Below are 12961 nucleotides of genomic sequence, written 5' to 3'. Positions count from 1 at the left end.
GTCAGCCCTCTATCCGCTCGATGATGGTGGCGTTGGCCATCCCGCCGCCCTCACACATGGTCTGCAGGCCGAAACGTGCTCCGCTGTGCTGCAACGCGTGGACCAGGGTTGTCATCAGGCGCGCGCCACTGGCGCCCAACGGATGCCCTATCGCGATGGCTCCGCCGTTGACGTTCGTCTTGGCCAGATCTGCACCGGCGTCCTTTGCCCACGCCAGTACGACGGGGGCGAACGCCTCGTTGACCTCGAACAGATCGATGTCGGACAGGCTGAGGCCGGCGCGGCGCAATACCCTCTCCGTGGCCGGAATCACCCCGGTCAGCATGTAGAGCGGATCCGACCCGACGACCGTGCTGGTGTGGATGCGCGCCAGCGGTCGCAGCCCCATCTTTCGGGCGAACTCGCCGCTGGTGATCAACACCGCTGCACTGCCGTCCGACAGCGGTGACGAGTTGCCGGGGGTGATATCCCAATTGATCTGCGGGAAGCGCGCCTTCATCGCCTCGTCGTAGAACGCCGGGTTCAACCCTGCCAAAGTGGCCACGCTGGTTCCGGGCCGGATGATCTCGTCAGTGGTCAGGCCTGCGATCGGAGCGAGCTCGTCATCAAAGAGCCCGTCCTTGGTGGCCCGCGCCGCCTTCTCGTGACTGTTGGCGGAGAACTCGTCGAGTTCGGTCCGGGACAAACCCCAGCGCGCTGCGATCAGCTCGGCACTGATGCCCTGCGGCACCAGACCTTCCGGATAGCGCCGGGTCACCGCTTCACCAAGGGGACGACTGCCCGGCAGCAGCGAAGCCCCCATAGGTACGCGGCTCATCGACTCGACTCCTGCGGCGATGACGACGTCGTAGGCGCCGGCCACCACACCTTGGGCGGCGAAGCTGATCGCCTGTTGACTACTGCCGCACTGTCGATCGATCGTGGTGCCGGGAACCGACTCCGGGAAGCCCGCACCCAGCAGCGCATTGCGCCCGATATTGAGGGCCTGATCGCCTACCTGAGTGACGGCGCCGGCAATGACGTCGTCGACCTGAATCGGATCGATTCCCGTTCGCTGCACCAGCTCTCGCAGGCTGTGCGCCAGCAGGTCGGCAGGCAGGACCTCGTGGAGGGCGCCGCCGGGCTTGCCCCTCCCGATCGGAGTGCGAACGGCGCCGACGATGACGGCGTCGCGACCTTGATATTCGGCCATCATGACCCTCCTGGCCAGCTAAGTATTGTTCCCTATACTCAGCTATACACCCTGGGTATAGTAGAGTCAACTCAGGGAGGTGGACTGCGATGAATTTCCTGCAGGGACAGCTGGCAGACCGCGACAGCTGGTCGGCGATCGGTGAGTGCCCGGTGGAAAAGACCATGGCGGTGGTCGGCACCAAGTCCGCGATGCTGATCATGCGCGAGGCCTACTACGGCACCACCCGTTTCGACGACTTCGCGACCCGGGTCGGCATCACCAAAGCAGCCACCGCGACCCGGCTCGCGGAACTTGTCGAACTCGGGTTGCTGGCCCGCCGGCCCTACCGTGAGCCCGGCCAGCGCAGCCGCGACGAGTACGTGCTGACCGACGCCGGCACTGATTTCATGCCGGTGGTCTGGGCCATGTTCCAGTGGGGACAACGCCATCTGCCCGATAGGGGGCGGCTGCGTCTGACGCATCTGGACTGCGGCGCGGACGCCCAGGTCGAGATCCGCTGCACCGAAGGTCACCGCATCGAACCCGGCGAACTGGGCGCACGGCTGGTCAGGTCGCAGGTGTCACATCCTCAATGACACCCGGGCGAGAGATCAGACGGTCGCCGGGATGTGCCGGAAACCGTGCAGGGTGGCCGGCCCACGCGGCGTGGGCGCGCTCATGGGTGATCTCGACGATCCGGGTCCGCAAGGTGTCGATCGCACGGGGCGTGAACGCGCGCACCACCGCTCGCCGGTAGCGCGTGTGGTCGGGCGGATCGACCGCCAGCATCGAGGGCGGCTCCGCCAGATTGGGCAGCCGGGGATCTGTTCGGTCAGGGGCTCGGGGTCGCCGCCACGCCGCGGGCCGACGAGCAGGCGCGCCATCGGGTCGCCGCGCCGCGCCTGCACCGCAAGAAGCGCACGCGCAAACCCCTGCAACAGCGCCCACCGGAGCCACAGACCTGGCCTCATTACGGCGCGCCCGCCGGCGGCAGCACAAACGCCGACCCCGCGGCGACTGTTGCCAGGTGCCTCGTCAACAGGGCTTCTGGAATGAGACCGCTGGCACGACTGACCACGGCGCTCAGAAAGTCGGGCCGCGCATTGACGGCCCTGCCAAACCACGCCGACTCCCGGACCAGCGGTGTCACCCGCGGGCGGCGGAACGCGACGAAGCGGGCGAACGCGGTGGGCAGATCGGGTGCCCGGTCGACGAACTCGGCCAAGATGGCGGCGTCTTCCAAGCCCTGGCAGCCGCCCTGGCCGAGATGCGGACGCATGGGATGGGCCGCGTCGCCGACCAGCACGATCGGACCGCGCGCCCAGTGACGGGCGGGCTCGCGGTCATAGAGGTCGTCACGCAACACGTCAGCCGGCGATGTCGCAGCAAGGATGCTCGGCATGGGTTCACACCACTGCGCGAACTTGGCGCGCAGGTAGGCCAGCTCCCCCTCGTGCGCTCGTTGCCCCTCGGGGACTCGCTCGGTGGCGAACCAGTAGGTCAGGTCCGGCCCCATCGGCACATGCCCGGTTTCGACTCCGGGGCCCATGGTTTCCCCCGCCAGGTCGCGATCCAGGGTGTAGGCAGCGATTCCACGCCATGCGGTATAGCCGACGTAGCGCCGGCGCAGTGGACCGTTGAGGTGGCGGGCCAGCACCGAATGGGTGCCGTCGGCGCCGACGACGGCATCGAATGTGCCCACCGTGCCATCTGAGAGTTGTAGCGCTACACCGTCTCCCGTCATCGACACGCCGGTGGCGGCAAGGCCGTAGTGGAGACTGTCCGCGGCCAACGCTTCGGCGAGGATGTCGCGCAGCACGCAGCGCTGTACCACCACCAGCGGTTCCCCCAGTGCCCGGACAATTCGTTCGGCCGCCGGGCGGCGCAGCCAGGACCCGTCGTGCCAGCGGGCCGCCCCGGCGGTGATCCGCCCGCCCGCCGCGCGGACCGCATCGCCGAGGCCCAGTTGGTCCAGCGCGGCCAGCGCATTGGGCCAGATGCTGATCCCGGCGCCTGAGGAGGTGTCGGTGCGCTGTTCGAGGACGGTGACGTCATGTCCGCCGCGGTGCAGCCCGACCGCGGTCGCAAGCCCGGCGACGCCGGCACCCACGACGGCGATGCGCCGCCTCATGAGTCCGACCCCGCAGCTCCGCACCTGATCGCACCCATGTGCACCTCCTGACCAGATCACCATGGCATCCGGGCTCAGGCCTGCTGCGGCAGGGGGCGCCGGGGCCGCGGTGCCCGTGACCACGGTTTTGATCCGGATCGGCAATCCCCGTGCGTTACCCTCGCAGCGATGTCACTTTCCCCCGCCCCGCAGCCGGCTTCTCCCGCCGCACTGGCCCGCGAGGACGAGGGCTACCACAAAGACCTGACCCCCCGGCAGCTGCAGATGATCGGCCTGGGTGGCGCCATCGGCACCGGGCTGTTCCTCGGCGCCGGCGGCCGGCTCGCCTCGGCCGGCCCGGGCCTGTTCATCGTCTACGCGGTGTGCGGCGGCTTTGCCTTCCTCATCCTGCGCGCGCTCGGCGAGCTGGTGCTGCACCGGCCGACGTCGGGATCGTTCGTGTCTTACGCGCGCGAGTTCTTCGGGGAGAAGACCGCCTACGTGGCGGGGTGGCTCTACTTCCTGAACTGGTCGATGACCGGGATCGTCGACACCACCGCGATCGCCAGCTATTTCCACTACTGGCACCTGTTCGGGGTGGTGCCGCAGTGGACGCTGGCCCTGATCGCCCTGTTGGCGGTGCTGTCGATGAACCTGATCTCGGTCAAGCTCTTCGGTGAGCTGGAGTTCTGGGCGGCGCTGATCAAGGTCGTCGCGCTGCTGACGTTCCTGGTGGTCGGCACCATCTTCCTGGGCGGCCGCTACCAGGTCGACGGCCAGGAAACCGGCCTGCACCTGTTGGCCGAGAACGGCGGGCTGCTGCCCACCGGCCTGCTGCCCCTGGTGCTGGTGACCTCCGGAGTGGTGTTCTCCTACGCCGGGGTGGAGCTGGTGGGCACCGCGGCCGGGGAGACCGCCGAACCCGAGAAGATCATGCCGCGGGCGATCAACTCGGTGGTGGCCCGCATTGCGATCTTCTATGTGGGATCGGTGTTGCTGCTGGCGCTGCTGCTGCCCTACACCGCGTTCAAGGAGCACCAGAGCCCCTTCGTCACCTTCTTCTCCAAGGTGGGCTTCACCGGGGCCGGCAGCCTGATGAACGTGGTGGTGTTGACCGCGGCCTTCTCCAGCCTCAACGCGGGGCTGTATTCCACGGGGCGGATTCTGCGCTCGATGTCGGTCAACGGCAGCGGCCCGGCGTTCACCGCCAAGATGTCGAAGAACGGGGTGCCCTATGGCGGCATCCTGCTGACCAGCGGGGTCGGCCTGCTCGGCGTGGCGCTCAACGCGGTGCGCCCCGGGCAGGCATTCGAGATCGTGCTCAACATCGCCGCGGTCGGGGTGATGGCGGCCTGGGCCACGATCGTGGCCTGCCAACTGCGGCTGCACCGACTCGCCAAGGCCGGCGTCATGCAGCGGCCGGCGTTCCGGATGCCGCTGGCGCCCTACAGCGGCTATGTGACGTTGGCGTTCCTGGCCGGCGTGCTGGTTCTGATGCTGTTCGACCAGCGCAGCGGCCCGTTCGTCTGGGGTGTGCTGCTGGTCGGCACCCCGGCCCTGTTCGGTGGCTGGTTTCTGGTGCGCGGTCGGGTCCAGGCCGCCGCCACGCTTGCAGCGCCGGAGCACGATCAGGCTCGGCCCGCGGCCGTGCCGCCCGATTCGGACGAGTAGGACGAGTAGTAAGGCCCGATCCCATGACCCGCAACCGTTACGCAGCCAAGCCCCCGCTGTACGGAATGGTGCTGGTCTTCAGCGCCATCGCGATCGTCGCCATCGCCGCGGCCCTGCACGCCGGCTGGTGGTCGATGGCTGGTTATGCCCTCGCGGCGGTGCTGGCGGCCATCGGTGCGGCACTGGCCTTCCGCGACCTTTCCTGACCCCCGCGCCACCGGGGCACCGCGCGTCACTGTGGCCACGGGAGTCACGGGGTGCGTACGCTGAGCCGCAATACATGGCAGCGAGGGAATGAGTGCGAGCACCAGAGCAGGCGAAGCCCCCGACGGTCGCAAAGCTGACGCTGGCGACCGCACTGCTGCTGGCGGGTTGCAGCACCACCGTCGACGGTCACCCGACCGCGTCGCCGGGCGGCGGTGGTCCACCGGAACCGTCACTGCGGCCGCCCCGGACCAGCACGACGCCGTCGAGCCCCCCGCGCCCGTCCCCCTCGGCGACGCCGAACCAGCCGGCCGATGCCATCGAACTGCCGCCGGACGACAACGGCTACGTCTTCATCGAGACGAAATCCGGGCGGACCCGCTGCCAGATCTCATCACCGCAAGTCGACTGTGAGGCGGAGTTCACCAATTCCCCCCTCAAGGACGGGCAGCACGCCAACGGCGTCAGCGTCAGCGCCGACGGCACCGTGCAGTGGGTGCTGGGCAACCTGGGCGACATTCCGGTCGTGACCATCGACTACCTGGCCTACCGGGCGCAGGGCTGGACGATCAACGCCGATATCGACGGCACCCGTTTCACCAACGACCGCACCGGCCACGGGATGGTGGTCAGCATCGACAACGTCGAGACGTTCTGAATTCTCGCCCACGTCGCCTGCCAGCGCTTTCCGTTACGATCGGTGAAATGGTGCGCATCGGATCTTCAGGCGGTTCCGGCAGACCCAGCGAGGACCAGACTCGGTCCATGCCCGTCGGTCAACGCGGCCCGCAGCCGCCCGGACCGCCCCCGGCGCCCATGGGCCCCCGCCCCGGGCCACCCCCCGCCAATCCGAGCCATCACAGCGGTGGTGCGCCCACCCAGTACGCCGCCGCCTACAACCCTTTCGAGGAGCAGCCCGCGGCGCCGACCACCGATTTCGCGGCGCCGCCGGCGCTGCCGTGGTTTCGCCGCCGCTCGGTGCTGATCGCCTGGTTCGGGCTCATCCTGGTGATGCTCGGGCTGGTGATCTGGGGAATCATCCAGCTGACCAGTCGCGGCCCCGGCGGCACCACGACCCCGCAGACCACCAGCTCGTCGAGCACCACCAGCAGCGCGACCAGCACCACCGGTAGCGCCACCACCACGCCGTCGAGCGCCCCCACCACCGCGCCGCCGGCCCCACCCCGGCAGGCGCCGCCCCAGCAGCCTCCGGCGCAGCAGGCGCCGCCTCCCGAAGAGCCGCCGAACCGCTACCGGCCGCGCCTGCCGGCGTTGCCGTCGGTGATCACCATCCCGCCGGTGCCCAAGCTGCCCGATCTGCCGACGGTGATCACCCTGCCGCCGCACCGGTAGGCCGGCTCCCCGGTACTCTCGCCGCATGCAACCGCAGAAGCCGGCCTGGCTCGGCATGGATGTGGTGGCCGTGCTGATCTTCTGCGCGCTGGGCCGCCGCAGCCACGACGAGGGTCTGACCATCACCGGCTTGGCGACCACTACCTGGCCTTTTCTGAGCGGCACGGTGCTGGGCTGGTTGCTCAGCCGCGGTTGGCGCAGGCCCACCGCCGTGTGGCCCACCGGGGTCACCGTCTGGGTCTCGACGGTGCTGGTCGGGATGCTGCTGCGCGAAGCGACCTCAGCCGGCGTGGCCAAGAGTTTCATCCTGGTCGCTTCGACGGTGACCGCGGTGTTCCTGCTCGGCTGGCGAGCCGTCTTCGTTGCCGCCCGGCGGCGCCGCGTCGCCCGCTAAGGCGGTTTCCCCAGGTCGCACAGCTTGCCGTCAGGTGCTGGCGCGGCATTTCGTCAGACGTGGCGCCTACCCTCGACGGGTGTGAGCCGAGCCCCGGACGACCCGCACCATGAGCCGACTCAGATGGCCGACTACAGCGGGAACGGCCACTACGGCCACTACGGCGAGCCGGCTTACGACAGCCAGTACCGCCAGCGCGACCGGTCAGCGCCACCACCCACCCCGTGGTATCTGCGGCCGGTCGCGCTGGTCGGCTTGGGCGCGCTTACTGCGATCTTGATCACCCTGTTGGTGTGGAGCATGGTCCGCCTGGTGCACAGGCAATCCGAACCGGGGGCTCCGGCCACGCCGACAACCACCGCCCCCGCCGGGGAATCCACCGCCCCGGCCCCGCAGTGGGTGCCGCCCGGCGCCCCGCCGGGCGCAGGCGTGCCACCCGCCCCGGAGACCGAGGCGCCGCCTTCCCCGCCGCCGACGACCACCGAACCGCCGACCACCACCAGCAGCACCACCGGGCCGCCGACCACCACCGAGTCTCCCGGCACCACCACTGCGCCGAACACCACGACCGCACCCGCGACGCCCACCACCACACGGCAGCCGCCGGTGATCGTGATCCCGCTGCCCGGCCGCTGAATACCGCGTCGGCTGCCCACCCGCGATCGCCCGTCGGAACGGTCGTCGGCCGATACAGTTAGGCCAGCCTTTGTCGCGCTGAGCGACCCCGAGGTGGCACTATGAGCGAGCACCGAGCAGGGCGTGAACTGGCCCTGCGCACGATTGGCGGTAAGTTACTAATCAGTAACTATGATGAAGTTACTCGCCGGTAACTTGTGGATGGGAGAGGCTCTCCGTGACCGAAAATACCCAGATGCTGATCAGGCTGGTGGTCGGCCTGTCCATGACGGCGTTTGTGGGTGCGCTGGCCGCACGCCGGGTACTTTGGCTGTTCAACCTGGTCAAATCCGGTCAGAAGGTCGGACCTGAGCGCACTTCGGACATCAGGGACCGGATCGAGACGCAGATCCGTGAGGTCGCCGGGCAGGCCAAGCTGCTGAAGTGGTCGATCCCGGGTATCGCCCACTTCTTCACCATGTGGGCGTTCTTCGTCCTGATCACGGTCTACATCGAAGCCTACGGGCAGATGTTCCAGCACGACTTCGCCATCCCGCTGATTGGGCGCTGGGACGTGCTGGGCTTCATGCAGGACTTCTTCATCACCGCGGTCACGCTGTCCATCTTCGTCTTCATGATCATCCGGATCCTGCGCAACCCGACCGAGCATGGCCGGTCCTCGCGGTTCTACGGCTCGCACAACGGCGGCGCGTGGCTGATCCTGGTGATGATCCTCAACGTGGTGTGGACGTTCCTGCTGCTGCGCGGGGCCGCCGCCAACACCGGCAGCCTGCCCTACGGCAAGGCCGCCTACCTGTCCCACCTCATGGGCAAGATCATGGCGCCGCTGGGCCTGTCGGCCAACGAGACCATCGAGACCGTCTCACTGCTGCTGCATGTCGGTGTTGCGTTGGGCTTCCTGCTGATCGTGCTGCACTCCAAGCACCTGCACATCTTCCTGGCCCCGATCAACGTCACCTTCAAGCGCCTGCCCAACGCCCTGGGCCCGTTGCTGCCGATCGAGTACCAGGGCGAGCCGCTGGACTTCGACAACCCGCCCGAAGACGCGGTGTTCGGACGCGGCAAGATCGACGACTTCACCTGGAAGGGCATGCTCGACTTCGCCACCTGTACCGAGTGTGGTCGCTGCCAGTCGCAGTGCCCCGCCTGGAACACCGGCAAGCCGCTGAGCCCCAAGTTGGTCATCATGGACTTGCGCGACCACTGGATGGCCAAGGCCCCCTACCTGCTCGACGAGAAGCCGATGCCGACCGGCGAGGTCGACCTGGCCGACGCCAAGCCGCTGCCCGGGCACCACGTGCCGGAGAAGGGCTACGAGCGTATCGGCGGCTCCGGCCCGGAGCAGGCGGTCCGCCCGCTGGTGGGCACCGCCGAGGAAGGCGGGGTGATCGACCCCGACGTGCTGTGGTCGTGCACCAACTGCGGTGCCTGCGTTGAGCAGTGCCCGGTGGACATCGAGCACATCGACCACATCGTGGACATGCGCCGCTACCAGGTTCTGGTGGAGTCGGAGTTCCCCTCCGAGTTGAGTGTGCTGTTCAAGAATCTGGAGAACAAGGGCAACCCGTGGGGCCAGAACGCCAAGGAGCGCACCTCCTGGATCGATGAGCTCAACTTCGACATTCCGGTCTACGGCCAGGACGTCGACAGCTTCGACGGCTTCGAGTACCTGTTCTGGGTGGGCTGCGCCGGCGCCTATGAGGACCGCGCCAAGAAGACCACCAAGGCCACCGCGGAGCTGCTGGCCGCTGCCGGCGTGAAGTTCCTGGTGCTGGGTACCGGCGAGACCTGTACCGGTGACCCCGCCCGCCGGGCCGGCAACGAGTTCTTGTTCCAGCAGTTGGCCTCGCAGAACGTCGAGATGCTCAACGAGGTCTTCGACGGCCTGGACAAGCCGGACCGCAAGATCATCGCCAGCTGCCCGCACTGCTTCAACACGATCTCCCGCGAATACCCGCAGCTGGGCAGCGAGTACACGGTGTTGCACCACAGCCAGGTGCTCAACCGCCTGGTCCGCGACAAGCGGCTGATTCCGGTGGCGCCGGTCTCGCGTGACATCACCTATCACGACCCGTGCTTCCTGGGCCGGCACAACAAGGTCTACGAGCCGCCGCGTGAGCTGGTCGCCGCTGCCGGTGCCAACCTGATCGAGATGCCGCGCACCATGGACCGCTCCTTCTGCTGCGGCGCCGGCGGTGCCCGGATGTGGATGGAAGAGCACATCGGTAAGCGGGTGAACCACGACCGCGTCGATGAGGCGCTGGCCACCGGCGCCTCCACCATCGCCACCGGCTGCCCGTTCTGCCGGGTGATGGTCAGCGACGGTGTCGACGACCGCATCGAAGCCTCCGGGCGTTCGGATGTGGACGTGCGCGACATCGCCCAGCTGCTGCTGGAGTCCCTGGACATGTCCACGGTGACGTTGCCGGCCAAGGGCACCGCCGCCGCGGCGGCCGCCGCGGCCGGGCCGAAGAAGGTGGCCGAGAAGGCTGCGGCACCCGCTGCTGCGACCACCGCGGCGCCTGAGAAGCCGGCTGCCGAGGCCAAGGCCGCCGCACCGGCCCCGGTCACGGGGCTCGGGATTGCCGGTGGGGCCAAGCGGCCCGGCGCCAAGAAGGCGGCCCCGGCCGCCGCCGCACCCGCGACCGAGGCGACCGCTGCCGCACCCGCGGCTCCGGCGGTGAAGGGATTGGGTCTCGCCGGTGGGGCCAAGCGGCCCGGCGCCAAGAAGGCGGCCCCGGCCGCCGCCGCACCCGCCGCCGAGGCGACCGCTGCCGCACCGGCTGAGTCCGCCGCACCGGCGGCGCCCGCCGCTCCCGCCGAGTCGGCGGCACCGGCTGCACCGGTCAAGGGACTGGGTATGGCGGCGGGCGCGCGTCGCCCCGGCGCCAAGAAGGCGGCCCCGGCCGCCCCGGCCGCGCAGCCCGCTGCCGTCGACGCGGCGCCGGTGGCGGCCGAGCCGGAGACTGCGCAAGCGGCGCCCGAGCCGGCTCCGGCAGCCGAGGCACCCAAGGAGCAGCCGCCGGTGAAAGGCCTGGGAATCCAGCGCGGGGCGCGACCGCCGGGCAAACGCTAGAGATAACGGGTTGGGGCCGTATGGGTGCACATACGGCCCCAACTTGTTTCTCTGGCAAATTTTGATTGGACAGCTATGGGAGCATTGTCAACGTGACCGCACATCCGTTGCAGCATCAAACGCCGTGGTCTGCCACCGGCAGTCAGCCACGGCAGCGTACGTTCGCGCAGTCGACCAAGCTGCAAGACGTCCTCTACGAGATCCGCGGTCCGATCCACGCCCAGGCGGCCCGGATGGAGGCCGAGGGGCACCGCATCCTCAAGCTCAACATCGGCAACCCGGCGCCGTTCGGGTTCGAGGCACCCGATGTGATCATGCGCGACATGATCCAGGCGCTGCCGTACGCGCAGGGCTACTCGGACTCGCAAGGCATCCTGCCGGCCCGCCGCGCGGTGGTGACCCGCTACGAACTGGTGGAGGGCTTTCCCCGCTTCGACGTCGATGACGTCTACCTCGGCAACGGCGTATCAGAGCTGATCTCGCTGGTGCTGCAGGCGTTGCTGGACAACGGCGACCAGGTGCTGATCCCGGCCCCCGACTACCCGCTGTGGACGGCCTCGACGTCGCTGGCCGGCGGCACGCCGGTGCACTACCTGTGCGACGAGACGCAGGACTGGCAACCCGACATCGCCGATATCGAATCGAAGATCACCGAACGCACCAAGGCGCTGGTGGTGATCAACCCGAACAACCCGACCGGGGCGGTGTACAGCCGCGAGGTGCTCAGCCAGATCGCCGAGTTGGCCCGCAAGCACCAGCTGCTGCTGCTGGCCGATGAGATCTACGACAAGATCCTCTACGACGACGCCGAACACACCAGCCTGGCCACCCTGGCCCCGGATCTGCTGTGTTTGACCTTCAACGGCCTGTCGAAGGCCTACCGGGTGGCCGGCTACCGTTCCGGCTGGGTGGCGATCACCGGCCCCAAGGAGCACGCGACCAGTTTCCTGGAGGGCATCAACCTGCTGGCCAACATGCGGCTGTGCCCGAATGTTCCGGCCCAGCATGCCATTCAGGTCGCCTTGGGCGGCCACCAGAGCATCGATGACCTGGTGTTGCCGGGCGGGCGGCTGCTCGAGCAGCGTGATATCGCGTGGAACAAGCTCAACGAGATTCCGGGCGTCACCTGCGTCAAGCCCCGCGGCGCGCTGTACGCGTTCCCCCGGTTGGACCCCGAGGTCTACCCGATCGACAGCGACGAGCAGTTGGTGCTGGACCTGTTGCTGCAGGAGAAGATCCTGGTCACCCAGGGCACCGGGTTCAACTGGCCGGCGCCGGATCACCTGCGGATCGTGACGCTGCCGTGGGCCCGGGACCTGTCCAGCGCCATCGAGCGGCTGGGCAACTTCCTGGTCAGCTACCGGCCCTGAGCGGCGTCACGGCCGAGCCAGCAGTCCCCGCAGGTAATCCCCGTAGCCGGACTTGCACAGCGCTGCGGCGCGCGCGGCCAGGGCCTCGTCGTCGATGAAACCCATCCGCCACGCCACTTCTTCGGGGACGCCGATCTTGAGTCCCTGCCGGCGTTCGACGGTGCGGACGTAGTCGCCGGCGTCCAGCAGGGAATCGAAGGTACCGGTGTCCAGCCACGCGGTGCCGCGGGCCAGCGTCTCAACCGTGAGCCGGCCCTGCTCCAGGTAGGCCTGGTTGATGTCGGTGATCTCATATTCGCCGCGCGCGGAGGGCGTCAGACCCTTGGCGATTTCGACGACGTCGTTGTCGTAGAAGTACAGACCCGGTATCGCGTAGTGCGAACTGGGTGTGGCCGGTTTCTCCACCACCGAGACCGCGGTACCACCGGCGTCGAACTCGACCACCCCGTAGGCCGACGGGTCGGCCATCCAGTAGGCGAAAATCACGGCGCCGGAAGGTGATTGGTGGCGCCGCAGACTGGTACCCAAACCGGCGCCGTAAAAGATGTTGTCCCCCAGCACCAACGCGACGCTGTCGGTGCCGATGTGGTCGGCGCCGATCACGAATGCCCGCGCCAGTCCGTCCGGCTGCTCTTGGACGGCGTAGCTGATGTCGACGCCGAATGCCGTACCGTCGCCGAGCAATCGCCGGAAGGCCGGGGCGTCGTGGCCCGTGGTGATCACTTGAATGTCCCGAATCCCCGCCAGCATCAGCGTGCACAGCGGGTAGTAGACCAGCGGTTTGTCGTAGACCGGCAGCAGCTGTTTGCTGACGCCCATGGTGATCGGATGCAAGCGGGTACCGGAGCCACCGGCCAGGATGATCCCGCGCATGGGGTGAGCTTAGCGGGGATCGCGAACGCGGCGGAGCCGGGTGAAGCGGATCCCCGCCCGAGTCCCAGCGGGGATCGCGAACGCGGCGGAGCCGGGTGAA

General features: G+C 68.5%; 12 protein-coding genes and 1 pseudogene. 9 read left to right on the top strand and 4 right to left on the bottom strand.

Annotated elements, in window-relative coordinates; genetic code table 11:
• Window position 1 precedes the first annotated feature (1 nt).
• Window positions 2–1192 carry a thiolase family protein gene (locus LI92_RS04860; RefSeq protein ID WP_046316620.1) on the bottom strand — a complete coding sequence of 397 codons (1191 nt, stop codon included), beginning with the start codon at window positions 1190–1192 and terminating at the stop codon, window positions 2–4.
• Between the two features lie 89 nt (window positions 1193–1281).
• Between LI92_RS04860 and LI92_RS04855 the strand changes: the two genes are divergently transcribed.
• Window positions 1282–1770 carry a winged helix-turn-helix transcriptional regulator gene (locus LI92_RS04855; RefSeq protein ID WP_046316554.1) on the top strand — a complete coding sequence of 163 codons (489 nt, stop codon included), beginning with the start codon at window positions 1282–1284 and terminating at the stop codon, window positions 1768–1770.
• 79 nt (window positions 1771–1849) lie between these two features.
• On the opposite strand, the pseudogene LI92_RS24275 reads toward LI92_RS04855, so the two are convergent.
• Window positions 1850–2005: pseudogene (locus tag LI92_RS24275) on the bottom strand (cytochrome P450); the annotation flags it as partial.
• 139 nt (window positions 2006–2144) lie between these two features.
• Window positions 2145–3305: an FAD-dependent monooxygenase gene (locus LI92_RS04845; RefSeq protein ID WP_046316549.1), complete on the bottom strand. Its 1161-nt coding sequence runs from the start codon at window positions 3303–3305 to the stop codon at window positions 2145–2147.
• A 168-nt stretch (window positions 3306–3473) separates the two neighbouring features.
• Here LI92_RS04845 and LI92_RS04840 point away from each other — a divergent pair, with 168 nt between their 5' ends.
• From LI92_RS04840 to LI92_RS04805, 8 genes are all read left to right on the top strand, one after another.
• Complete coding sequence (locus LI92_RS04840; protein WP_046316547.1) at window positions 3474–4955, top strand: amino acid permease; 1482 nt, start codon at window positions 3474–3476, stop codon at window positions 4953–4955.
• A 23-nt stretch (window positions 4956–4978) separates the two neighbouring features.
• Window positions 4979–5161, top strand: a complete 183-nt coding sequence (locus LI92_RS04835) for a hypothetical protein (protein ID WP_046316544.1) — start codon at window positions 4979–4981, stop codon at window positions 5159–5161.
• 92 nt (window positions 5162–5253) lie between these two features.
• Entirely contained in the window at window positions 5254–5817 is a 564-nt protein-coding gene (locus LI92_RS04830) for a hypothetical protein (RefSeq protein WP_502691399.1), read from the top strand.
• Between the two features lie 107 nt (window positions 5818–5924).
• Complete coding sequence (locus LI92_RS23660) at window positions 5925–6512, top strand: hypothetical protein (protein ID WP_046316542.1); 588 nt, start codon at window positions 5925–5927, stop codon at window positions 6510–6512.
• 25 nt (window positions 6513–6537) lie between these two features.
• Window positions 6538–6906 carry a DUF3054 domain-containing protein gene (locus LI92_RS04820; RefSeq protein ID WP_046316540.1) on the top strand — a complete coding sequence of 123 codons (369 nt, stop codon included), beginning with the start codon at window positions 6538–6540 and terminating at the stop codon, window positions 6904–6906.
• A gap of 81 nt (window positions 6907–6987) precedes the next feature.
• Window positions 6988–7542 carry a hypothetical protein gene (locus tag LI92_RS22910; RefSeq protein WP_152665337.1) on the top strand — a complete coding sequence of 185 codons (555 nt, stop codon included), beginning with the start codon at window positions 6988–6990 and terminating at the stop codon, window positions 7540–7542.
• A gap of 235 nt (window positions 7543–7777) precedes the next feature.
• Window positions 7778–10618: a (Fe-S)-binding protein gene (locus LI92_RS04810; protein ID WP_046316538.1), complete on the top strand. Its 2841-nt coding sequence runs from the start codon at window positions 7778–7780 to the stop codon at window positions 10616–10618.
• A gap of 65 nt (window positions 10619–10683) precedes the next feature.
• A complete protein-coding gene (locus LI92_RS04805) occupies window positions 10684–11988 on the top strand; it encodes a pyridoxal phosphate-dependent aminotransferase (RefSeq protein WP_046316536.1) in 1305 nt (434 codons plus the stop codon).
• Window positions 11989–11994: 6 nt separating this feature from the next.
• Here LI92_RS04805 and rfbA read toward each other — a convergent pair whose 3' ends face one another.
• Complete coding sequence (gene rfbA, locus LI92_RS04800; protein ID WP_046316533.1) at window positions 11995–12861, bottom strand: glucose-1-phosphate thymidylyltransferase RfbA; 867 nt, start codon at window positions 12859–12861, stop codon at window positions 11995–11997.
• Window positions 12862–12961 lie beyond the last annotated feature (100 nt).

Source organism: Mycobacterium sp. UM_Kg1 (genome assembly GCF_000972925.1).
Classification (GTDB): domain Bacteria; phylum Actinomycetota; class Actinomycetes; order Mycobacteriales; family Mycobacteriaceae; genus Mycobacterium; species Mycobacterium hiberniae.
The sequence above is the reverse complement of the archived record's forward strand: the minus strand, read 5'-3'. Positions and strand labels throughout refer to the sequence as shown.